This is a genomic window from Microbacterium sp. SW12 (assembly GCF_055391095.1).
Genome location: NZ_AP024335.1, coordinates 1,717,978 through 1,740,316 on the forward strand (window position 1 = coordinate 1,717,978; position 22,339 = coordinate 1,740,316).

Consider the following 22,339-nt stretch of genomic DNA (forward strand, 5'->3'; position numbering starts at 1 on the left):
CGTGGATCCGGTCCTCGTCAACGCTGATCGTCGCGGGGCAGGCGGGGGTTCGAGGGGAGCGTCCCGCCGCCGCGTTCGCTGATGAGGGTCGCACGGGTGACCGCCCCTCGACCGAAGCGGGCAGCCGCAGTATCCAGTGCGGATTCGACGCGCCGCCACTCTCCGTCGTCGTCCCACAGGGTGGGCGCTGACTCACTGAGGGTACGTAGCTTCTCGGCACGGACGCCCACGAGCCGGATGGGGAGGCGCCTGTCGATCGCGTCGAACAGTTCCAGAGCGACCTCCCCCAGGCACTGGCCGACGGAGCTCGGCTCCGGGAGGCTGCGCGAGCGGGACACGGTGCTGAAGTCGGCGAACCGAACCTTGATCGCGACAGCTCCGGCTTCCCATGATGCTGCGCGCAGGCGTGCCGCAACACGGTCAGCCAGACGACGCAGCTCCGAGCGCAGCACCGCGGGGTCGCTGATATCAGTGTGAAACGTCTCTTCGTGCCCGACACTCTTTTCGACACGGGTGGTGGACACCTCGCGTGCATCCCTGCCCCGCGCGAGGTTCCACACTCGCTCCCCCATTGCTGCGCCCAGCGCACGTTCGAGGACGGCCTGCGGCGTCTCCAGCACGTCGGCAACCGTACGGATGCCACGCGACTCGAGCGCCTCGGCGGCCTTCGGTCCCACGCCCCACAGCGCGCGGACAGACCGTGGCGCGAGGAATGCCGCGGTGTCTGCTTCGGCGACGATCAGAAGGCCGTCGGGTTTGCTCAGGGTGGAGGCCATCTTCGCGACATGCTTCGTTGCGGCGGCACCCACGCTGCAGGTCAGGCCGGTCTCGTCGCGCACGCGGGCGCGAAGCATCCGTGCGATCGTTCCGGGAGACCCCCACAGGCGCCGCGCCCCACGCACATCGAGAAAGGCCTCGTCGATCGACAGCGGTTCGACCAGCGGTGTGATCTCGTGGAACACGCGCATGACCTCGCGCGAGAGCGCCACGTAGCGATCGAAGTGAGGTGGCACGACGATCGCCTGCGGGCACAAGCGCAACGCCTGCCCGACCGGCATGGCAGCTCGAACACCGAACGCGCGAGCCTCGTAGGAAGCACTGGACACGACCGACCGGCTCTCGGGTGCGCCGATGATGATCGGCTTTCCTGCAAGGGTCGGGTCATCGAGCACCTCGACAGCCGCGTAGAACGCATCCATGTCGACGTGAAGGATGACGGCGCCGGTGTCGTCAGCATCGTCGGGCGACACGAGGCGATTCCTGCCGTCCCCTCGTCCCATGCATCCATTCTCGCCCACCCCACCGACAGTGTTCTGTCGGCGTTCCCATAGGCGCTGGATGGTCACCGCGGACCCTTCCGGGATACCCTAGGGGGTATAAGAGTCCGACATCGAAGGAGCACGTCATGATCAGTTCAGCACGCCATGTCCTCCCCGTCGCAGTGGTCACAGCTGCGGCTCTGGGGATCTCGGGGTGCACGGTCGCGTCCGCACCGACCGCCGAGGCCGAGGCATCCGCTGCCCCGACCACCGCGAGCCCACTGGCGCCGACCGGGTCACCCATCCCCGCGGAGATCGTCACGAGCGACCTGGAGGCGCAGTTGCTGTACCTCATCGAAGAGGAGAAGCTCGCTCACGACGTGTACACCGTGCTCGGTGACCTGTGGGGCGGGAACGTCTTCGTCAACATCGCAGCGTCCGAGATCTCGCATCAGGATGCCGTGGCAACACTTCTCGTGGAGTACGACCTTGCCGATCCGCGCTCGGACGAGATCGGCGTGTTCACCGACCCCGACCTCCAGGCGCTCTACGACCAGCTCGTGGCCGATGGCAGCGGGTCCAGGGCCGCCGCCATCGATGTCGGAGTCCTCATCGAGCAAACCGACATCGCCGATCTGACGCGTGCCCTAGACGACGCTGCCGATGATGTCGCGGTTGTCCTGGAGCGCCTGCTTGCCGGCTCCCAGAATCACCTCGCCGCGTTCGAGCGGCAGGCTTGATGAAGTGCAGCCCCGCGCGGGGCTGCACCAGCTCGAGCCGACCGAGGGTCAGGACTGCGAAGCGCGCTCGAGAATCAACTCGCGCACGCGCGCGGCGTCAGCCTGGCCCTTCATCGCCTTCATGACAGCGCCGATGATCGCGCCGGCAGCCTGAACCTTGCCGTCGCGGATCTTCTCGAGCACATCGGGCTGGGACGCGAGCGCCTCATCGATCGCGGCGATCAGCGCCCCGTCATCCGAGACGACCGCGAGCCCTCGCGCGTCTACGACCTCCTGCGGAGTGCCCTCGCCGGCGATGACGCCCTCGAGGACCTGTCGGGCGAGCTTGTCGGTGAGTGTTCCCGCATCGACGAGCCGCTGGAGCGCCGCGACGTCGGCGGGCGAGACGAGGTCGCTCGCTTCGCGGTCCTGCGCGTTCGCGATTCGGGCAATCTCACCGGTCCACCACTTGCGTGCTGATGCCGGTGATGCGCCTGCAGCGATCGTCGCCTCGACCTCGGCGAGGATGCCGCCGTTGGCGACATCCTGGAATTCGAGGTCGGTGAATCCCCACTCCGCCTTCAGCCGGCGCCGACGCGCAGCCGGTGACTCGGGAAGCGCCGCTCGAAGCTCCTCGATCAGCTCGATCGACGGCTCAACGGGAAGCAGGTCGGGCTCGGGGAAGTAGCGGTAGTCGTCGGCATCCGACTTCGGGCGTCCGGGCGAGGTCGTGCCGGTGTCTTCGTGCCAGTGACGGGTCTCTTGCGTGATCGTGCCGCCGGCAGCGAGGATCGCGGCCTGGCGCTGGATCTCGTGACGAACCGCGCGCTCGACCGAGCGCATCGAGTTGACGTTCTTCGTCTCGGTGCGGGTTCCCAACGGAGCCGGCGGCTCGCCGGCCGCGACGCGCGGGCGCAGCGACACGTTCGCGTCACAGCGGAGGTTCCCACGCTCCAGACGCGCTTCCGAGATGCCGAGCGAGAGCACGATGTCGCGGATCGTCCGCACATAGGCCTTGGCGATCTCGGGCGCGCGGTGCTCGGCGCCGAAGATCGGCTTGGTGACGATCTCAATCAGCGGAACGCCCGCGCGGTTGTAGTCGACGAGCGAGTACTCGGCGCCCTGGATGCGGCCCGTGGAACCGCCCATGTGGGTGAGCTTTCCGGCATCCTCTTCCATGTGCGCGCGCTCGATGGGAACCTCGACGATGGTGCCGTCTTCGAGCTCGACCTCGACCTTGCCCTCGAACGCGATGGGCTCGTCGTACTGCGAGATCTGATAGTTCTTTCCGAGGTCGGGGTAGAAGTAGTTCTTGCGAGCGAACCGACTCGAGGGCGCGATCGAGCAACCGAGGGCAAGCCCCAGACTGATCGACGAGCGCACTGCTGTCTCGTTCACGACCGGCAACGCCCCTGGAAGCCCCATGTCGACCGGGGCGACAAGGGTGTTGGGCTCAGCGCTGTGGTTGGAGGCGTGGGCCGGGTTGCCGGCAGCCGAGAACATCTTGGTCTCGGTGTTCAGCTCGACATGCACCTCGAACCCGAGCACCGGCTCGAACAGCTCGAGAGCCTTGTCGTAATCCATGAGCTTCGCGGTAGCCATCAGGCACGCCCTCCCGTCGATGCGCTCAATACCGGGGCCCGGTCAAGCAGCGGACCACCCCACTCGTCCAGCAGCAGCGCCTCGAGCGCCGCACCCACGCGGTAGAGCCGCGCATCCTGTCGAGCCGGCGCGAGGAACTGGATGCCGACAGGCAGGCCATCGTCTGCCGACAGACCCGAGGGAAGAGAGATCCCGGGAACACCGGCGAGGTTTGCAGGGATCGTCGCGACGTCGTTGAGATACATCTGCAGCGGGTCGTCGATCTTCTCCCCCAGGCGGAACGCCGTGGTCGGGGCGGTGGGTGTGGCGATGACGTCGACCTGCGCGAACGCCTGGTCGAAGTCCTGCTGGATGAGGGTGCGAACCTTCTGGGCCGATCCGTAGTACGCGTCGTAGTAGCCGGCGCTCAGGGCGTATGTCCCGAGAATGATGCGGCGCTTGACCTCGTCGCCGAAGCCCGCTTCTCGCGTAGCTGCCATGACGTCTTCAACAGTTCCTCCCGGAACGTCGACGCGCAGTCCGAAGCGCACCGAGTCGAACTTCGCGAGGTTACTGGATGCCTCAGCGGGCAGGATCAGGTAGTAGGCGGCGACGCCGTACTCGAAGTGGGGCGCGCTGATCTCGACGATCTCGGCACCCTGCGCCTCCATACGTGCCAGAGCTGCACGGAAGGACTCCGAAACACCGCTCTGGAAACCGCTGTCGGGCAGTTCCCGGATGACGCCGACCCGCAGACCTTTCAGCACATCGCCGCGGGCACCCTCGCGTGCGGCATCCGCAAACGACGGCCAGTCCTCGGCGAGCGAGGTCGAATCGTGGGGGTCGTGACCGCCGATCACGTCGTGGAGCAGACCCGCGTCGAGCACCGTCCGGGTGACCGGTCCGACCTGATCGAGGCTGGAGGCCAGTGCGATCGCCCCGTACCGGCTCACAGCGCCGTACGTGGGCTTCACACCCACCGTGCCGGTCACGTGCGCCGGCTGACGAATCGAACCGCCGGTGTCGGACCCGAGAGCAAGTGGCGCCTCGAAAGCTGCGACTGCCGCGGCTGATCCACCGCCAGACCCGCCGGGGATTCGGTCGAGATCCCATGGATTGCGCGTGGGACCGTAGGCCGAGTGCTCGGTCGAGGAGCCCATCGCGAATTCGTCCATGTTGGTCTTGCCCAGCGGGACGAGACCGGCAGCACGCGAACGCGCGACGACCGTCGCATCGTAGGGCGACATGAACCCCTCGAGGATGCGGGATCCGCTCGTGGACGGCATGTCGGTCGTGACGAGCACATCCTTGATGGCGAGCGGGACTCCCGCCAACTCGGGGAGCTCTTCGCCTGCCGTGCGCCGGGCGTCGATATCGGCTGCCACCTCGAGCGCGTGGTCGCTGACGTGGAGGAAGGCGTGGATGTCGGCATCCACCGCGGCGATCCGGTCGAGATGCGCGCGCGTAGCCTCGACACTCGATATCTCGCCCGAGGCGAGCGACGACGCCAGCTCGGCAGCTGTCAGGCGGGTGAGGTCTGTCACTGTTCTTCTCCCAGGATCGCGGTCACACGGAAGCGGCCGTCTGCGGCATCCGGGGCGTTCTGCAGCACCTGCTCGGGCGTGAGCATGTCGCCCGGAACATCAGCGCGGAACACATTGTGTAGGGCGATCGGGTGACTGGTCGCAGGCACCTCGGGAGTGGCCACCTGCGACACCTTGGCGATGTTGTCGACGATCGCGTCGAGCTGGCCGGTGAGGCGCTGAACCTCGTCGTCGCTCAGGCGGATCCGGGCGAGCACACCAAGATGGCGCACGAGATCGGGGGTGATTTCAGACACCGCACCATTCTAGGTGGGGCACCTCGACCGCCTGTGCCCCGCAGACCCCTCCGGCTTCACGCCGCAGAGCGCTCAGTCCGACGCACGGTGAGTCGATGAGCCGGGAGCGCAGCCACGATCCCGCTCGCGATGAAGACGACCTGCAGCATCGCTCGCGGAAGGAGCGGCGTCGAAGGCGCGGCAGGGTTGTCTACCCCGGCGGCCGCGACGATGTTGTCAGTGCGGCGCTGACAGAGGCGGGCGGCGACATCTACCACCACGGCGTGACCTACGTGACGTGGGCGCTCGCCCATCCTGGCCACTACGCGGTGATGTGGACACCGCGACTGACCGATGAGGAGGATTCCTCACTCGCTGCAGCACGGATGGCGACATGGGGCATCCTCGAGCGGGCCGTTGCCGATGCCCGCACTGACGCGTCGGATGACGAGGAGGCGCACGATTCGGCGTACGCTGCGTTCGCTATCGTGCACGGACTCGCCGGAATCTGGCTCAGTGGCGCAACGCCGCCTCCTCCCGATCCGGATTCACGCGCTCGTGCGATCGTGCGCCATCTCGCCTTCGAGACACTCTGACCGCGAGCCGGACCTTCAGGGGCGGCGCGCTCTCCCCTAGGCTGAATGCCGTGATGCAGTACGACCCGCCTCGCCCCTGGATCGCCAGCTACGCGGAGGGGGTCCCCGAGGACCTCGATCCGGTCAGCGGGTCACTCGTCGACATCGTTGCGGCATCCGTCCGGGATTATCCCGATGCTCCCGCGCTGCAGTTCTTCGGACGTACGACGAGCTATCGGTCGCTCGACGAGCAGATCCAACGCGCTGCTGCCGCCTTGCACGCACACGGCGTCCGGGCAGGCGACCCGGTCGCGATCGTGCTGCCCAACTGCCCGCAGCACATCGTCGCGTTCTACGCGATCCTGCGCTTGGGAGCCGTTGTCGTCGAGCACAACCCTCTCTACACCCCGCGGGAACTGCGCAAGCAGTTCGAAGACCACGGCGCCAAGCACGCGATCGTGTGGAGCAAGGTCGTGCGCACCGTTCAGGAGTTCCCCCGCGATCTGCGTGTCGACACACTCATCTCGGTCGACATCACCAAGGCGATGCCCTGGACGATGCAGCTGGCACTCAAGCTCCCGATCGCCAAAGCACGCGAGGCGCGCACCGCCCTCACCGAGCGAGTCAGCGGTGCCGTCAGCTGGGATGACGTCGCGAGCCACGAGCCGCTGCCTGCCGCGCACCCGTCACCCTCCACCGACGATCTCGCGCTGATCCAATACACGAGCGGAACGACGGGCAACCCCAAGGGCGCGTCGCTGACACATCGCAACCTGCTCTCGAACGCTGCCCAGGCGCGAGCGTGGGTTCCCACGATCCAGCGCGGCGAAGGATGCGTCGTCTACGCCGTCCTGCCGATGTTCCATGCGTACGGACTGACGCTGTGTCTCACGTTCGCGATGTCAATGGGCGCCCGCCTGGTACTTTTCCCGCGGTTCGATCCCGACATGGTGCTCGAGGTCACGAAGAAGCATCCGGCGACCTTCTTGCCGCTCGTACCGCCGATCGCTGATCGACTCTTGAAGGAGTCTCAGCGCACGGGGATTTCGCTCGCGGGTACGGGCGTCGCGATCTCGGGAGCAATGGCACTCCCGCACGAACTCGTCGTGCCGTTCGAGGCCGAGACCGGCGGATACCTCGTCGAAGGTTACGGCCTCAGCGAGTGCTCCCCCGTACTGATGGCGAACCCCGTCGCCGACAACCGCGTCCCCGGCACCGTCGGTTTGCCTCTTCCGGGCACCGAGTGTCGCGTCGTCGACCCAGATGATCCGACGACGGACGTCGCGCAGGGCGAGCGTGGCGAACTGATCGTGCGTGGCCCCCAGGTCTTCTCTGGCTACTACGGGCGACCGGAAGAGACCGAGGAGGTCTTCGTCGACGGTTGGTTCCGCACCGGCGATATCGTCACAATCGACAACGCCGGGTTCGTGCGGATCGTCGACCGCATCAAGGAGCTCATCATCACAGGAGGCTTCAACGTCGCCCCGACCGAGGTCGAGGGAGTGCTGCGGCAGCATCCTGCCGTTGCCGATGTCGCGGTCGTCGGGATGCCGTCGGAGCACTCCGGTGAAGAGGTTGTCGCCGCTATCGTGCTCGAGTCCAGCGTCGAGGACATCGACGAGACCGCTATTCGCGAGTTCGCGCGCAGCATCCTCACCCCCTACAAGGTGCCGCGCCGAATCTTCGTCGTCGATGAGCTACCAAAGTCACTGATCGGAAAGGTCCTGCGGCGGCAGGTGCGCGCGAAGCTTCTGGAGCTCTCGGGCGAGGAGTAGGCCTCGCGGCATCAGGCTCGCCACTGCCCAGGCCGTGGTTGGATCCATGCGGGAATCGAGTACCCCACCTCGTCCGGAAAGTGGCCGTTGACATCGTCGTAGGTGAGTTGGAGAAGAGGAACCGAGAACGCGTCGGGTCGCTCGTAGAACCGATTGGCGGCGAAGGCGATCTCGCCCGGGTTGGGAACCGCCTCGACGCGGACGCGATGTTGCCACGCCTGGAAGCTCAGAATCTCGCCCGGAATGAGATCGGATCCGTCCCGGACACGCGCCGAGAGATCGTTGAGAACCGCTGCCGCAGTCTCGGGCCCCACGCCAAGAATCGCGAGCTCGGGATGACCGATCCCGTACAGACCAACCGTGTACGCGAACGGCGCGCGCTCAACGTGCCCGGCCCCACCGACGTACTGGATGTACGTGCCGTACTTTCGAATGGTCTCAACGGTGTGGCGATCTTCTTGGTCGAGCCATGCCTGCGTTGCGGCGTCCAGTGCACTCATGATCTTGTCCTCCCTCAGTGACCTTGATCATGAGATTAGAACAAACGTACGACACTCAGATTGGCGCCAGATTACTCCCCCAGCGCGGCTGGACCCTGCTCCACGAGGATGCGGAACTGGGCTGCATCGATAATCCGCACACCGAGCTCCTCCGCCTTCGCAAGCTTCGAGCCGGCGCCCGGGCCAGCAGCCACGAAATCCGTCTTCTTGGACACGCTCGAGGCAGCCTTGCCGCCAGCTGCCATGATCGCCTCTTGTGCGCCCTCGCGCGTATATCCCTCCAGGGTTCCGGTAGCCACAACCGTGACGCCCTCGAGCACTCCGCCCGAGACGACAGCAGCGCCAGGACCAGGATGGCCGGGGGTCGACAGCTGCGCTCCTGCGGCCGCCCACCGCTCGACGATCTCAACGTGCCAGTCGACCTCGAACCAGTCGATGATCGCATCGGCGATGATCGGGCCGACGCCCTCGACCGCGGCGAGCTCCTCACGGGACGCCGCACGAATCGCATCAATCGACCCGAACCACTGCGCCAGCGCGCGGGCAGCGACCGGGCCAACGTGACGGATGCTCAACGCGACGAGGAAGCGCCACAACTCCTTCGTCTTGGCGCGTTCGAGATTGTCGAGCAGCTCATACGCCGCCGCCGACAGAATGAAGTCGGCATCCCCATCGAACGGCCCCTCAGGATCGAACACGGGATCGGGGCGCGACGCTGTCGGCGCACGACCTTCCAGCGGAGACCTGCGCTGACGACGGAACGGGCTGCGCGCATCCGGCTCACCGTCGGCATCGAGCCGAACAAGCCCCGTCTCGGCATCGCGCACCTCGACGTCGATTGGAAACAGGTCCTCGGCACGCAGATCGAACAGCCCCGCCTCGGTGACCAGCGGCGGCACCTCGGGCCGCAACGGATGCGTCAGGGCGGCAGCTGACACCTCACCGAGCCCCTCGATATCGAGAGCGCCGCGCGAACCAATGTGCTCGACCCGACCGCGAACCTGGGCCGGACACGATCGCGTGTTCGGGCACCGCAGATCGATGTCGCCCTCTTTGGCGGGGGCGAGCGGAGAGCCGCACTCGGGGCAGTGCGTCGGCATGATGAATGCGCGTTCGCTGCCGTCACGCAACTCGACGACCGGCCCGAGGACTTCGGGAATGACATCGCCGGCCTTGCGGATGACGATCGTGTCGCCGATGAGGACCCCCTTGGCCTTCACGACGTCCTGGTTGTGCAGCGTCGCCTGACGTACGACGCTGCCCGCGACACGCGCCGGTTCCATAACGGCGAACGGTGTCGCGCGGCCGGTTCGCCCGACCGAAACGACGATGTCGAGCAGCTTCGTGTTCACCTGCTCGGGCGGGTACTTGTACGCAATCGCCCACCGCGGCGCGCGGCTCGTCGCGCCCAGCTCGTCGTGCAAAGCCAACTCATCGACTTTCACGACGACACCGTCGATCTCGTGCTCGACATCGTGACGGTGTTCGCCGTAGTGGCGGATGTAATCGGCGGCGGCATCGACTGACTCTGCGACCGTGAAGTACCGACTCACCGGCAAACCCCACGACTCCAGCAGCCCATAGACCTCGCTCTGGGTCGCTACCGGAGGATTCGGCCAGGCGCCGATGCCATGGACGGTCAGCCGCAGCCGCGAGAGCCGTTCGTGCATCGCCTCGAGCTGGCGCTCGTTCTTGCCCTCGCGCTTCTGCCGGAGCGACCCGGATGCCGCGTTCCGCGGATTCGCGAACAGGCGATCTCCCATCGACTCCTGGTAGGCGTTGAGCGACTCGAAGTCAGCCACGGTGAAGAACACCTCACCACGCACCTCGACAAGCTCAGGATGTCCCGTCCCGGCAAGCGCGGTCGGGATACCGGCCACGTCCCGGACGTTCTCGGTCACGTCCTCTCCGACGCGTCCGTCACCCCGCGTGGCAGCCGACACGAGCCGCCCGCGCTCGTAGCGCAACGACAGGGCGAGACCGTCGATCTTGAGCTCACACAGGTAATGAACTGAGCCGCCGACGTCACGCTGCACGCGTGCAGCCCAGGCCCGGAATTCCTCGTCGCTGAAGACATTGTCGAGGCTCAGCATCCGCTCGGCATGCTCGACCGGCGAAAACAGCGTGCCTGATGCTGCCCCGACCGAGAGTGTCGGCGAATCCTGCCCCTGAACTTCGGGATGCAGTCGCTCGAGGGCCTCCAGCCGCTGCATCCACGTGTCGTACGTGGCGTCGTCGACGATGACCTCGTCACGCCCGTAGTACGCCCCGCGGGCATCGACAATGAGGTCAGTGAGGCGCGAAGCCTCCGCCCGAGCATCGTCGAGACTGAGCCGCGCGAGCTCCGCATCCGGGATCGTCACAGATGCAGGGGAAACGTCGTTCGTGGCCACGAGTGCAGTTTAGGCACCACCCACGACACGGCAGGCCGACACAGGATGCCGCTGCTCACGCCTCGATGGGAACAGCCGACCTCGTGCGATCGATCGTGAACTGGCCGATGACGCGCGTGCCGTCGTAGAGCACCGCTGTCTGCCCGGTAGCGACCCCGTCGAGGGGCTCATCGGGCTTGACCACGACCTCGCCGTCGAGGATCTCTGCTCGCGCGGGAACCGGATCGGCGTGGGCGCGGATCTGTACGTCGCACGCGAAGGATGCCGCATCCGGCGCCCGCCCCGCCCAACTCGCCCGGGATCCGGCGATCTCGGCGGTCGCGAGAGCCTCCTTCGGCCCGACGACCACCGTGTTGGTCACGGGTCGGATCTCGAGAACGAACCGCGGCTTGCCATCAGGAGCCGGAGTGCCGAGTGCGAGCCCGCGGCGCTGACCGACCGTGTAGGCGTGAGCACCATCGTGAGTGCCCACCTGGGCGCCGGAACGATCGACGATAGGCCCTTCAGCGACCCCGACGCGCTCAGCCAGCCACCCTTTCGTGTCGCCGTCGGGAATGAAGCAGATGTCGTGGCTGTCGGGCTTGTGCGCAACGGTCAGGCCCCGCTCCTCAGCCTCGGCGCGCACGACAGCCTTCGATGGGGTCGAACCGAGCGGGAAGAGGCAGTGCGCGAGCTGATCAGCGTCGAGCACGCCGAGCACATACGACTGGTCTTTCGCCGCATCCGAAGCCCGGTGCAACTCACGGCCCTCCGGCGTCTCAACGAGGGTCGCGTAATGGCCGGTGCAGACGGCATCGAAGCCGAGCTCGATCGCGCGCTCCAACAGCGCTGCGAACTTGATCTTCTCGTTGCAACGCATGCATGGATTGGGCGTGCGACCGGCTCGGTACTCGGCGATGAAATCGTCGATGACCTCGTCGCGGAACCGCTCCGAGAAGTCCCAGACGTAGAACGGGATGCCCAGGCGATCGGCCGCGCGACGGGCATCCATCGCATCCTCGATCGTGCAGCAGCCGCGGCTTCCCGTGCGCAGCGTGCCGCCCGCCCGGGAGAGGGCGAGATGGACCCCGACGACCTCGTGGCCGGCATCTACAGCGCGCGCCGCGGCGACAGCGGAGTCGACTCCGCCACTCATGGCCGCAAGAACACGCATGGTCCCAGTCTACGAGCGGCCATCTGTATGGGACCCGGATGCCGCCCGCGCCCGCTCGACCGCATCAGGAAGCACCCGCAGAACCGCGTCGATGTCGGCATCCGTCGTCGAGCGCCCCAGGGTGAACCGCAGCACCTCGCGCGCCTCCCGATCGCTTCTGCCCATGGCCGTCACGACGTGGGACGGCTCGGGAACACCGGCCTGACACGCCGACCCCGTCGACACCGAGACCCCGGCCATGTCGAGCAGGAAGAGAAGCGACTCCCCCGACGCCCCAGGAAAGAGGATGTGCGCGTTCCCCGATAGGCGATCGACCGGATCACCGAGCAGTTCGGCCGCGGGGATCGTGGCGAGCACGCCAGCGATCAGCCGATCGCGCATCCCCGACAAGCGCGCCGACTCTTCGGCAAGCTCCCTGACCGCGAGCTCGGCAGCTACCGCGAAGGCCGCCGCTCCAGCGATGTCCTGGGTCCCCGAGCGCAGTCCGCGCTGTTGACCACCGCCGTGCAGCAGCGGGTCCAGTCGGGCAGAGCGGGCGACCACGAGAGCGCCCACCCCGATCGGTCCGCCGACCTTGTGCGCTGACAGGCTCATGGCGAGGAGTCCGGCTCCGGGCCGAGCATCTCCGCGCAGGCCCGCGAACGACACCGGCATGTGGCCGAACGCCGCAACGGCGTCCAGATGGAGCGGCACGCGCTCCGAGGCTGCCGCCCGGGCAAGATCGGCGACGGGGTTGACCGTCCCCACCTCGTTGTTGGCGACAAGCGCCGTTGCCAGAGCGGCCCCAGGGAGAGCCGCCGCGAACTCGGCAGCGTCGATGGCTCCCCGGGTTGTGAGTGGCACACTCCGGATGCCGGCACCATCGCGCCTCGCGATCCAGTCCACGGGGTCGATGGAGGCGTGATGCTCACCGTCAGGCAGGACGATGTCGGAGGTGCCGGCGCGACGGGTCTGCCAGAGCCCCTTCAGGGCGAGGTTCACGGCTTCGGTCCCACCGGAGGTGATCACGATCTCGATCGGGTCGCAACCCACCGCCGCAGCGAGCCGTTCACGAGCATCCTCCAGGACTCGCCGCGCACTCTGGCCATTCGCGTGGATCGACGATGCATTGCCGACGACCGACGCCGCTTGCAGCCAGGCCTCGCGCGCCTCAGGACGCAGCGGCGTCGAGGCCGCATGGTCGAGGTAGATGCTCACGCACTCCACTGTGCCACTGCCCCGGGGTCGTGGGCCGCCGACGCCTGCGGCAGACCCGTCTGCGGCAGGCACCGCGTCGTTATGCTCTACGCATGCCGATCCCCGAGTCAGCTGTACTTTCGCGCGCCGACACGACCGACGCCGGTCTCCTGTCACCGCGGTTCGACGACCTCGGTGTCCGGCTGCATGACGGTGGCGGCACGCTGCGGGTCTGGTCAGCGCACGCATCCTCGATCGACCTCCTGATCTTCGACAACGACGACCTGGACTGGGTCGTCGAGACTGTTCCGCTGGCGCGCACCGACGGTGACATCTGGTCGGCGTATGCGGCGGGGCTGCGCCCGGGAACCCATTACGCGATCCAGGTGGATGGACCGCAGGGCCCCGGGAACACGTTCAATCCCTCCACGCTGCTCATCGACCCCTACGCACGGGGCCTCGCATCCAATGGCTTCCGCGGATGGCGATCAGTGGTCGTCGCCGGCGATTTCGACTGGTGCGGCGCGCGCAAACCCCTCGTGCCTCTGGACCGGACGGTCATCTACGAGGGTCACGTCAAAGGAATGACCAAGCGCCACCCCGAGGTTCCCCCCGCCCTGCACGGCACCTACGCGGGACTTGCGCACCCGGCGATGATCGAGCACTTCACCGCGCTCGGGGTTACCAGCATTGAGTTGCTTCCGGTCCACCAGTTCGCGAGCGAGCCCCGCCTGCTCGAGCTGGGCCTCACGAACTACTGGGGCTACAACACCGTCGGCTTTTTCGCTCCCCATGCCGCCTATGCGACCGAAGAGAACCGGCGCCAGGGTCCGGAAGCGGTGCTGCGGGAGTTCAAGGGCATGGTCAAGCTCCTGCACGAGGCCGGCCTGGAAGTCATCCTCGACGTCGTCTACAACCACACATCCGAGGCCGAGCTCGGTGGCCCGCGCTCGAGCTTCCGGGGCATCGACAACCGGGGCTACTACCGTCAGCACGCCGACGGCGCCTACATCGACGTCACAGGCTGCGGAAACAGCGTCGATACCGCGACGGATGCCGCCTCCCGCCTGGTCCTCGACTCGCTGCGGTATTGGGCCAACGACGTGCAGGTCGACGGTTTCCGCTTTGATCTCGCCACGACGCTCGGGCGTGACCGCGAGCACACCTTCACCCCCGAGCATCCCTTGCTTCGAGCGATCATCGACGATCCCGCGCTTGCGGATGTCAAGAAGATCGCCGAGCCGTGGGACGTCGGGATGGGTGGCTGGCAGACAGGCAACTTCGGTCCGGGCTGGATGGAATGGAACGACCGCTACCGTGACAGCGTGCGCAATTTCTGGCTCAGCGATGTCGACTACGGTCGTCGCGCCGCGAGCGCGCCCGTGGGGGTCGGCGGGTTCGCGACACGGCTCGCTGGGTCGTCGAACACCTTCAGCGCCGAACGCGGTCCGCTTGCGAGCGTCAACTTCGTGACAGCACACGACGGCTTCACGCTCCACGACCTGGTGTCGTACGACGTCAAACACAACACCGCAAACGGCGAACACAATCGTGATGGCGCCGACACGAACCGGTCGTTCAACCATGGGGCCGAGGGCGAGACTGACGACCCGCTCATCCTGGCTACGCGGCGCCGGGCTATGCGCAATCTGATGGGCACGCTCCTGCTCTCCGCGGGAGTCCCGATGATCACTGCAGGTGACGAGTTCGGACGCACGCAGCATGGCAACAACAACGCCTACTGCCACGACGGGCCGCTGACCTGGTTGCCGTGGGAGCACGCGCCCTGGCAGGCGAACCTTTTCGCCCACGTCCAGCGCCTCCTGACCCTGCGCGCGCAGAACCCCGCGCTGCGTCCGAGCAGATTCGCGCGCGACGACCAGGAGACGCCGTCAGCGTCAGTCATGGACTGGTACGACGAACACGGCGAGATGATGTCGGGCGCGCGGTGGGCCGATCCGACGCACCGCACGCTGCAGTACCTCGCGACTTCGACTCCCGAACTCGAGGCACCCAACCGGATTCTTCTCGTGGTGCACGGCACCGAGCGTCCGGTTACCGTGCTTCTGCCACGGGTCGAGGGGGTCGCGCGATATCGAGCGGTCTGGTCGAGCGAGGACGAGCATCCGTCGGACGACATCACCGCCCACGAGCCCGCGTCATCCGTCGAGCTCGGTCCGACATCGATGCGCCTGTTCGTAGCCGACCCGGCCTGAGCCTCTTCCAGGGGCGCATTGTTGCGGACGGCGCGCCCCCTGTCCACACCTGTTCCCGCTGGCGGTGCGCGGGGTAGGTTCGAAACGTGGCAACCAGCAGACGCTCCCCCGTTCCTCGGCCGTGGCGAAGCGCCACCGCGATCCCGGTGCGCCCCGCCTCGCCGCTCGCGCCGGCCGCTGACGCCGCCATGGGACGCATCCCCATGGTCCGGCCGAGGCCTGACACCCCCGACGCGGCCTATAGCCCGAGCGCCTTTCACGGCGAGGCTGTCGCGTTCGGCGTCACGGCCTTCCGCGAGGGCCACGATCGCATCGGCGTTCACCTGCGCCTGACCTCACCGTCGGGCGACGAGTCGCTGCATCGCCTGGACCCTGCGGGGGACGGATTCGACCGCTGGTGGACGAACGTTGCGCTCCTTGAGGAGGGAACCTGGACGTTCCACTTCGAGTCCTTCGCTGACGACTTCGCCACCTGGCACCACGCGGCCCACGTCAAAGTGCTCGCCGGTGTCGATGTCCCCCTCATGCTGGAGATGGGGGCGCTGCTGTGCGAACGCGGCGCTGCCGAACGCGATCGACCGGCAGCCGAGCGCCGCATGCTCACCGAGATGGCAGAGCAGTTCCGCGCGGATGCCGGCACCGAGCCGCTCAGCCTTATTGACGATCCGCGTCTGGAGGCAGCGTTCACGGTTCGCCCGCTGCAGTCCCTCGTGACCGTGGGCAGCGACCGCGACTTGCTCGTCGAACGCGAACGGGCAGGCGTGGGCGCCTGGTACGAGTTCTTCCCCCGGTCCGAAGGGGCAAAACTCCGCAAAGACGGCACCGTCAAGAGCGGTACGTTTCGCACTGCCAGCAAGCGGCTTCCCGCGGTTGCACGGATGGGTTTCGACGTCGTGTACCTGCCGCCGATCCATCCGATCGGGCGCACGAATCGCAAGGGCCCGAACAACTCGCTGACCCCCGGTCCGGGCGATCCGGGCTCGCCGTGGGCGATCGGCGCGGCAGAGGGCGGACATGATGCCGTGCATCCTGATCTCGGCACTCTCGCCGACTTCCGTGCGTTCGTGCGGGCAGCTGCCGCCGAAGGGCTCGAGGTTGCGCTCGACCTCGCGCTGCAGGCGTCCCCGGATCATCCGTGGGTGACAAGCCACCCGGAGTGGTTCACGACGCTCCCCGACGGGTCCATCGCGTACGCCGAGAACCCCCGAAGAAGTATCAGGACATCTATCCGATCAACTTCGACAACGATCCCGAGGGAATCCGCGCCGAGGTGCTGCGGATCGTGCGCCACTGGATTGCGCAGGGCGTACGCATCTTCCGCGTCGACAACCCGCACACCAAGCCGCTCCAGTTCTGGGAGTGGTTGATCCGCGAGGTGAACGCCGAGCACCCGGATGTCGTCTTCCTGGCCGAGGCGTTCACCCGCCCCGCTCCGCTCCAGGGGCTGGCAATGGCGGGGTTCCAACAGAGCTACACCTACTTCACCTGGCGCAACACGAAGGAGGAGCTCGAGGAGTTCCTCTCCTCGCTTGCCCACGAGACAGCTGATTTCCTTCGGCCCAACCTCTTCGTGAACACCCCCGACATCCTCACCGAGTACCTCCAGTACGGCGGCCACGCGGCGTACGTCATCCGTGCCGCGATCGCCGCCACGGCTGCGCCGGTCTACGGCGTGTATGCGGGTTATGAACTGTTCGAGAATGTCGCCCGGCCGGGCTCCGAAGAGAACATCGACAACGAGAAGTACGAGTACAAGTTCCGCGAGTGGGAGGCGATCGACGCGGCGGGCTCATCCCTCGCGCCGTTCCTGACCCGCCTCAACGAGATCCGCCGGGATCACCCGGCACTGCGTCAGTTGCGAAATCTCACGGTCCACTGGAGCGACGACGACGCGATCCTCGTCTATTCGAAGCACCTGGATGCCGCCCTCTCGCCGACGGGCGAATCCGACACGATCCTCGTCGTGGTGAACGTCGACCCCCATTCGGTGCGCGAGACCACGGTCCACCTCGACACTCGCGTGTGGGGCGTCGAACCGGGTGAGGCCTTCGGGGTCACCGACCTCATCACCGGGGCCCAGTGGACCTGGACAGACCACAACTACGTGCGGCTCGACGCCTTCCGCGAGCCCGTGCACATCCTGCGGATTGAGGGACAGCGATGACTACGATCGACCCCGCCACACTCGACGCCGTCGCGCACGGCAGCCATCACGACCCCCACAGCGTTCTCGGCATCCATCCCACCGGCAAGAACACGTGGGTCATCCGGACCCGCCGACCGCTCGCCGCGACGGTCACCGCCGTATTCGATGGCGGCAAACGCGTGCGGCTGGAGCATGTCGCGGCAGGCATCTGGGAGGGCACGGTCACCGGACCGATTGGTTCCTACCGGATCGACGCGACGTACGACGACGGACCCGACTACCGGGACGACGATCCCTATCGGCACTCTCCCACCATCGGCGAACTGGACCTCCATCTGATCCGCGAGGGACGCCACGAGCGGCTCTGGGACGTCCTGGGCTCACACGTTCGAACCCACGAAGACAGCCATGGCACATCCTTCGCCGTCTGGGCGCCGAACGCCCGCGCAGTTCGGGTCGTCGGCAACTTCAACGGGTGGGACGGCGCAGCCCACGCGATGCGCTCGATGGGTGGCTCCGGGGTCTGGGAGTTGTTCATCCCCGCTGTCGATGAGGGAGCGGTCTACAAGTACGAGATCCAGGGACCGGACGGGCAGTGGCGGCTGAAGGCCGACCCGCTGGCCCGACTCGCGGAGGTTCCCCCCGCTACCGGGTCGGTCGTCACCGCGTCGTCGTACCGATGGCAGGACTCGGCCTGGATTTCACGACGTTCCAAGAGTCGCCCGGTGACCGAGCCCATGTCGATCTACGAGGTCCACCTCGGCTCGTGGCGCCCCGGCTTGTCGTACCGCGACGCAGCCGACCCTCTGATCGAACACGTGAGCGCGCTTGGCTTCACCCACGTGGAGTTCCTCCCCCTCGCGGAGCATCCGTTCGGCGGATCCTGGGGCTATCAGGTCACGGGTTACTTCGCACCCACGAGCAGATTCGGCAGCCCCGACGACCTCAAGTACCTGATCGACCGGCTGCACCAGGCCGGCATCGGCGTCATCATGGACTGGGTTCCCGGACACTTCCCGAAGGACGAGTTCGCACTCGCGAAGTTCGACGGCAGGGCCCTCTACGAGCACCCGGACCCCCGTCGCGGCGAGCACAAGGACTGGGGAACGCTCATCTTCGACTACGGACGCAACGAGGTCCGCAACTTCCTGGTCGCCAACGCGCTGTACTGGTACGACGAGTTCCACGTCGACGGACTGCGCGTGGATGCCGTCGCCTCGATGCTCTACCTCGATTACTCGCGCAACGCTGGCGAGTGGGAACCGAACATCCACGGCGGTCGGGAGAACCTCGAGGCCATTCGGTTCCTGCAGGAGGTCAATGCGACGTGCTACAAGACGTTCCCGGGCATCAGCATGATGGCCGAGGAATCGACGAGCTTCCCCGGTGTGACCGCGCCCACCGACCACGCCGGGCTCGGTTTCGGGTTCAAGTGGAACATGGGCTGGATGAACGACAGTCTCGAATACATCAAGCGAGATCCCCTGTACCGCTCCTACCATCAGGGTGAGCTGAGCTTCTCGTTCGTGTACGCATTCAGCGAGAATTACGTGCTTCCGATCAGCCACGACGAGGTAGTGCACGGCAAGGGAAGTCTGTTCTCTCGGATGCCGGGCGATCATGCTGCCAAGCTCGCGAACATGCGGGCGTACCTCGCCTACATGTGGGCGCACCCCGGCAAGCAGCTGCTTTTCATGGGGCAAGAGTTCGGGCAGATGGCGGAGTGGTCTGAATCGCGCGGGCTCGACTGGTGGACGCTAGACCAGCCGACCCACCGACAGCTCCAGGACTTCGTCGGTGCTGTCAACGGCACGTACCGCGCCAACCCACCCCTGTGGAGTCGCGACAACGACGGGTCTGCGTTCTCGCGCATCGGCGCTCCCTCATGGAACCCGAGTGTGCTCGCCTTCACCCGACGGGACTGGGACGGCAACATCGTCGCCGCAGTGTGCAACTTCTCGGGGTCCACGCTCTCGAACTACGCGCTCGACCTTCCCCACAGCGGAGTCTGGCGCGAGATCCTCAACACCGACGCGCAGGACTACGGCGGCGCAGGCGTCGGCAACCTCGGGATGGTTGTTGCAGGCGAGGACGGCAGAGCGTCAATGGTGCTGCCCGCGACGAGCGTCATCTGGCTGCGCTACGACCCGCAGGCCCGGGTGCCCTCCACTATCCGCGACTGACGCAGGGCAATTCGCCCTTCCGGGCGCCCACTGTCAGAACAGCAGCGACGCGAGGCGACTGCGCGACCGGATGACGCGCGGGTCGTCGTCGCCCACGATGCCGAACAGCTCAAGCAGCCGCTCCCGCACTGGCGCGCGATCATCGTCGGGCAACGCCGCGAACAGATCGAGCAATCGATCAAAGGCGTCCTCAACGTGACCACCCGCAAGATCGAGGTCGGCGACCAGCAGCTGAGCGTCGACATCAGTCGGAGCAGCCGCAGCCGCTGCGCGCGCGGCCTGGAGGTCGGCATCCTGGACCCGAGAGAGCAGCCGCACCTGGGCGAGCCCCGCCCGCGCGTCGGCGTCGCGCGGGTTCTCAGCGAGCGCGCGCTCGTACGCAGAGATCGCCGCCGCATAGTCGCCGGACTCGATCGCAGCGAACGCCTCGGCGTGAAGCGGCGGCATCGCGGGCTCGGCAGCAGCACCCTCTTCATCAGCAGCGTCGGCGTCGCCTGAGCCGACTGAGCCGGTGACGCCGTTCTGCGCGGCAAGCTGCAGCAACTGGGCGAACACCTCGCGCACCTGCTGTTCGGGAACGGCGCCGGTGAACAACGGCACAGCCTGACCGCCGACCAGGGCCACGACCATTGGAATCGACTGGGCGCGGAACGCCTGAGCAAGCTGCGGGTTGGCGTCGACGTCGACCTTTGCCAGAACCAACCGGCCCGCATGCTCCGTGACAACGCGCTCGAGGACGGGGCTGAGCTGCTTGCACGGCCCGCACCATTCGGCCCACAGGTCCACGACGACAGGCACCGTCTTGGACAGCTCAAGAACCTCGGGGAACATCGCGTCTGTGACGTCGATCACCAGCCGCGCCGTGTTTCCCCCCGCGGGGGCGCCAGCAGCAGGCTCACTCGGGGATGCCGCTGCCGGGCGGTTGCGCAGGGCTGACAGGTCGACGGCGCCCCGGAGAGGAACGTTGGAGCCGGGAAGTGTCACAGCACAGAGCCTTTCAAAATCGAACTCGAGTACCCCAGAAGCCGGATCGGTTCGTTCGATCCCTTTTCCGGAACATAGAAGAAGAGCTGGTCGCTGAAGGTCGTCGAGAACCCGGATGCCGACTGGTCCGCGCCCGAAAGAGTCTTGACCGTCGCATTGTTGTCCAGCTTGATGACGGCGTCTTCGTTGGTCGGCTTGACGGTGTCGGTCTCGGCGATGCTTACCGCGACGATCGCGCCGCTCTCGAGCGTGGCGATCGCGAACGGAGGGAACTCACCGGCGGCGGCGCTGAAGGTCAGACTGCCGGTTTCGGCTCCGGTCTCGTTGAAGTCGTCGAGACGTTCCTTGCGGTCGGCGACGACTCCCGCACGGAAGAGGTCGCTCTGCTCGTCGAACATCCCGCGAACTCCGACTCATCGCCCTTGTCGAGCACATCGGCGTACGCGGAGGCGAGCTCGTCAGGCGGCAGCAACAGGAACGGCGAATCCGGGGCGAGCTGGCTGGCGCCGATGTAGGAGGGGGCGAGCTCGGGCATCAGCGTATTGCCACCGAGGTTGCCGATATAGCTCAGCTTGTAGGGAGTCCACGGGTCTGCCTGGGTCAGCACCATGATGCTCGACGTGTTGGCCTCGTCATCCGTGACGATCGCCAGGAACGAACGCGGCCAGCCGTTATAGGCCTGCGGCAGCACGACCTCGACGGGCTTGCCGGGAACTGCCGTCGGCATCGCATAATCGGCGATGGCCTCCCTCAGTGTGTAGTTCGTCTTGCGCTCTGCCAGAAGCGCACCGTCGAGCCGGGTCGCTGCGAGGTCAGCATCCTTAGCCTCATCGGCCTGCGCCACCGTCTGAGCCACCTGCTCGACGATCCGCTCGGCCTGCTGCTTGGTGACGGCTGGAGCCTGCTGGCCCTCCGGCACGATGACCGACGCGGTCGGGCTCGGCGTCTCGGTCGGCACCAGCTGCGGCCACGCGTCAGACGTGCAGCCAGAGAGCAGGCCGACCGTGACCGCCGCAACGGGGAGAGCAATGAACGTCTTTCGTCCGCGCCCGAGCGCCCGCCGTGGCTTGCTGGCACTGATGACGCCCTTGTCAGACTCCGCGACAGACAGATCAATCGGCTCCGTCACCGGCACGGGCAGACCCTTGCGGCGCGGACCCCGCGAACGGCGCACGTGACGGATGCCGAGGACGTAGAGCACAACGCCGACCGCCATCAGGATGCCGCCACCGACGATCAGGGGTCCAGCCCAGGGCGTGGAGTTCTCGATCGGCCAGGTGACACTCACCGTCGTCGGGGCAGGTTCTGTTCCATCCGAGGCGATGATGACGCTCATGTCGGATGGAAGCTGCAGCGGCGCGATGACGAGGTCTTCCTGCTGGTACTCATCCAGCCAGAGATCGGACCCTGCCGGGTTCCGCCCCGGAATAGCTTCCTCCTCGGTGCCCTGATCGGTCGCGGCATCCCCCGCCGCTGCCCCGTCCTCGGTCGGGGCGTCGGTTGCCGGCGTGGCGGTGGGGTCGACGGTCGGTTCGGGCTCAGGAGTCGGCTCGATCTCCTCGGTAACGAGCGAGCCGTCCTCGGTCTGCACTACCTGGTTGTAGGTGGTGTCAGCAAGCCATGCCTGCACGTCGGCAGTTCTGCCGTAAGCGGCGAAGACAGAGCCATCCCCCAGCACCCGCAGCGTCTGGGACCCGGGGTTCGCGGTCAGCACGGCGCCGTCGATGACCAGATACGGCTCGTCTTGGGTGATCGAAACATCGGCTGTCGTCGACCGTGGCCCTGGAAGATCGTCCGCTGGGCGATTCCCGCCCCGATCATCACGGTCGCCAGAACCAGCGCGACCACAGCCCATACGAA

At 66.8% G+C, this 22,339-nt stretch carries 16 protein-coding genes and 1 pseudogene; 6 read left to right on the plus strand and 11 right to left on the minus strand.

Annotated features, from left to right (window positions below; all coding sequences use genetic code 11):
* Window positions 1-17 precede the first annotated feature (17 nt).
* Window positions 18-1,280, minus strand: coding sequence for a DNA polymerase IV (dinB, locus tag MICSW_RS08640; protein WP_464495201.1), 1,263 nt, complete (start codon window positions 1,278-1,280; stop codon window positions 18-20).
* Window positions 1,281-1,405: 125 nt separating this feature from the next.
* Here dinB and MICSW_RS08645 point away from each other — a divergent pair, with 125 nt between their 5' ends.
* The gene (locus MICSW_RS08645) at window positions 1,406-1,999 is read left to right on the plus strand and encodes a DUF2202 domain-containing protein (RefSeq protein WP_292727737.1); all 594 of its coding nucleotides are present in this window, start codon (window positions 1,406-1,408) and stop codon (window positions 1,997-1,999) included.
* Between the two features lie 48 nt (window positions 2,000-2,047).
* On the opposite strand, the gene gatB is transcribed toward MICSW_RS08645, so the two are convergent.
* From gatB to gatC, 3 genes are read right to left on the minus strand one after another with little or no spacing between them, the layout of a single operon-like run.
* Entirely contained in the window at window positions 2,048-3,580 is a 1,533-nt protein-coding gene (gene gatB, locus MICSW_RS08650; protein ID WP_228178180.1) for an Asp-tRNA(Asn)/Glu-tRNA(Gln) amidotransferase subunit GatB, read from the minus strand.
* Window positions 3,580-5,103, minus strand: a complete 1,524-nt coding sequence (gatA, locus tag MICSW_RS08655) for an Asp-tRNA(Asn)/Glu-tRNA(Gln) amidotransferase subunit GatA (RefSeq protein WP_292727735.1) — start codon at window positions 5,101-5,103, stop codon at window positions 3,580-3,582. The genes gatB and gatA overlap by 1 nt, the downstream gene beginning before the upstream one ends.
* Window positions 5,100-5,399, minus strand: a complete 300-nt coding sequence (gatC, locus tag MICSW_RS08660; protein ID WP_228178178.1) for an Asp-tRNA(Asn)/Glu-tRNA(Gln) amidotransferase subunit GatC — start codon at window positions 5,397-5,399, stop codon at window positions 5,100-5,102. The genes gatA and gatC overlap by 4 nt, the downstream gene beginning before the upstream one ends.
* Before the next feature lie 95 nt (window positions 5,400-5,494).
* Between gatC and MICSW_RS08665 the strand changes: the two genes are divergently transcribed.
* A complete protein-coding gene (locus MICSW_RS08665) occupies window positions 5,495-5,974 on the plus strand; it encodes a TetR-like C-terminal domain-containing protein (protein ID WP_228178177.1) in 480 nt (159 codons plus the stop codon).
* Between the two features lie 53 nt (window positions 5,975-6,027).
* Complete coding sequence (locus MICSW_RS08670; RefSeq protein ID WP_292729865.1) at window positions 6,028-7,728, plus strand: long-chain-fatty-acid--CoA ligase; 1,701 nt, start codon at window positions 6,028-6,030, stop codon at window positions 7,726-7,728.
* 11 nt (window positions 7,729-7,739) lie between these two features.
* Here the strand turns inward: MICSW_RS08670 and MICSW_RS08675 are convergent, their stop codons facing one another.
* The 4 genes from MICSW_RS08675 to MICSW_RS08690 form a co-directional block, all read right to left on the minus strand.
* Window positions 7,740-8,228: a DUF4262 domain-containing protein gene (locus MICSW_RS08675; protein ID WP_228178176.1), complete on the minus strand. Its 489-nt coding sequence runs from the start codon at window positions 8,226-8,228 to the stop codon at window positions 7,740-7,742.
* A 71-nt stretch (window positions 8,229-8,299) separates the two neighbouring features.
* Entirely contained in the window at window positions 8,300-10,591 is a 2,292-nt protein-coding gene (ligA, locus tag MICSW_RS08680; protein WP_464498298.1) for an NAD-dependent DNA ligase LigA, read from the minus strand.
* An 85-nt stretch (window positions 10,592-10,676) separates the two neighbouring features.
* Window positions 10,677-11,774 (minus strand): tRNA 2-thiouridine(34) synthase MnmA, encoded by a 1,098-nt coding sequence (gene mnmA / locus MICSW_RS08685; protein ID WP_348681175.1) that lies wholly within the window; start codon window positions 11,772-11,774, stop codon window positions 10,677-10,679.
* A gap of 9 nt (window positions 11,775-11,783) precedes the next feature.
* Window positions 11,784-12,971 (minus strand): cysteine desulfurase family protein, encoded by a 1,188-nt coding sequence (locus MICSW_RS08690; protein WP_292734559.1) that lies wholly within the window; start codon window positions 12,969-12,971, stop codon window positions 11,784-11,786.
* 92 nt (window positions 12,972-13,063) lie between these two features.
* On the opposite strand from MICSW_RS08690, the gene glgX reads away from it, so the two are divergent.
* The 3 genes and pseudogenes from glgX (at window position 13,064) to glgB (ending at window position 19,495) form a co-directional block, all read left to right on the plus strand.
* Window positions 13,064-15,166 carry a glycogen debranching protein GlgX gene (gene glgX / locus MICSW_RS08695; protein ID WP_292734556.1) on the plus strand — a complete coding sequence of 701 codons (2,103 nt, stop codon included), beginning with the start codon at window positions 13,064-13,066 and terminating at the stop codon, window positions 15,164-15,166.
* A 203-nt stretch (window positions 15,167-15,369) separates the two neighbouring features.
* Window positions 15,370-17,330, plus strand: a pseudogene (locus MICSW_RS08700) (maltotransferase domain-containing protein).
* Window positions 17,327-19,495, plus strand: coding sequence for a 1,4-alpha-glucan branching protein GlgB (glgB, locus tag MICSW_RS08705; protein WP_292734553.1), 2,169 nt, complete (start codon window positions 17,327-17,329; stop codon window positions 19,493-19,495). The pseudogene MICSW_RS08700 and the gene glgB overlap by 4 nt, the downstream one beginning before the upstream one ends.
* Before the next feature lie 33 nt (window positions 19,496-19,528).
* Here glgB and MICSW_RS08710 read toward each other — a convergent pair whose 3' ends face one another.
* The 3 genes from MICSW_RS08710 to MICSW_RS08720 are packed head-to-tail and all read right to left on the minus strand — an operon-like array spanning window position 19,529 to window position 22,193.
* Window positions 19,529-20,479, minus strand: coding sequence for a tetratricopeptide repeat protein (locus MICSW_RS08710; protein WP_228178172.1), 951 nt, complete (start codon window positions 20,477-20,479; stop codon window positions 19,529-19,531).
* Entirely contained in the window at window positions 20,476-20,877 is a 402-nt protein-coding gene (locus tag MICSW_RS08715) for a hypothetical protein (RefSeq protein ID WP_464495211.1), read from the minus strand. The genes MICSW_RS08710 and MICSW_RS08715 overlap by 4 nt, the downstream gene beginning before the upstream one ends.
* Window positions 20,775-22,193: a DUF8094 domain-containing protein gene (locus MICSW_RS08720; RefSeq protein ID WP_464495213.1), complete on the minus strand. Its 1,419-nt coding sequence runs from the start codon at window positions 22,191-22,193 to the stop codon at window positions 20,775-20,777. Before MICSW_RS08720 ends, MICSW_RS08715 begins: the two co-directional genes overlap by 103 nt.
* Window positions 22,194-22,339 lie beyond the last annotated feature (146 nt).

Excerpts from the sequence above, each read along its gene's own strand:
- dinB (WP_464495201.1), bottom strand. The coding sequence starts at position 1,280 with ATGGGACGAGGGGACGGCAGGAATCGCCTCGTGTCGCCCGACGATGCT.
- MICSW_RS08645 (WP_292727737.1), top strand. The coding sequence starts at position 1,406 with ATGATCAGTTCAGCACGCCATGTCCTCCCCGTCGCAGTGGTCACAGCT.
- gatB (WP_228178180.1), bottom strand. The coding sequence starts at position 3,580 with ATGGCTACCGCGAAGCTCATGGATTACGACAAGGCTCTCGAGCTGTTC.
- MICSW_RS08665 (WP_228178177.1), top strand. The coding sequence starts at position 5,495 with ATGAGCCGGGAGCGCAGCCACGATCCCGCTCGCGATGAAGACGACCTG.
- MICSW_RS08670 (WP_292729865.1), top strand. The coding sequence starts at position 6,028 with ATGCAGTACGACCCGCCTCGCCCCTGGATCGCCAGCTACGCGGAGGGG.
- MICSW_RS08675 (WP_228178176.1), bottom strand. The coding sequence starts at position 8,228 with ATGAGTGCACTGGACGCCGCAACGCAGGCATGGCTCGACCAAGAAGAT.
- mnmA (WP_348681175.1), bottom strand. The coding sequence starts at position 11,774 with ATGCGTGTTCTTGCGGCCATGAGTGGCGGAGTCGACTCCGCTGTCGCC.
- glgX (WP_292734556.1), top strand. The coding sequence starts at position 13,064 with ATGCCGATCCCCGAGTCAGCTGTACTTTCGCGCGCCGACACGACCGAC.
- glgB (WP_292734553.1), top strand. The coding sequence starts at position 17,327 with ATGACTACGATCGACCCCGCCACACTCGACGCCGTCGCGCACGGCAGC.
- MICSW_RS08715 (WP_464495211.1), bottom strand. The coding sequence starts at position 20,877 with ATGTTCGACGAGCAGAGCGACCTCTTCCGTGCGGGAGTCGTCGCCGAC.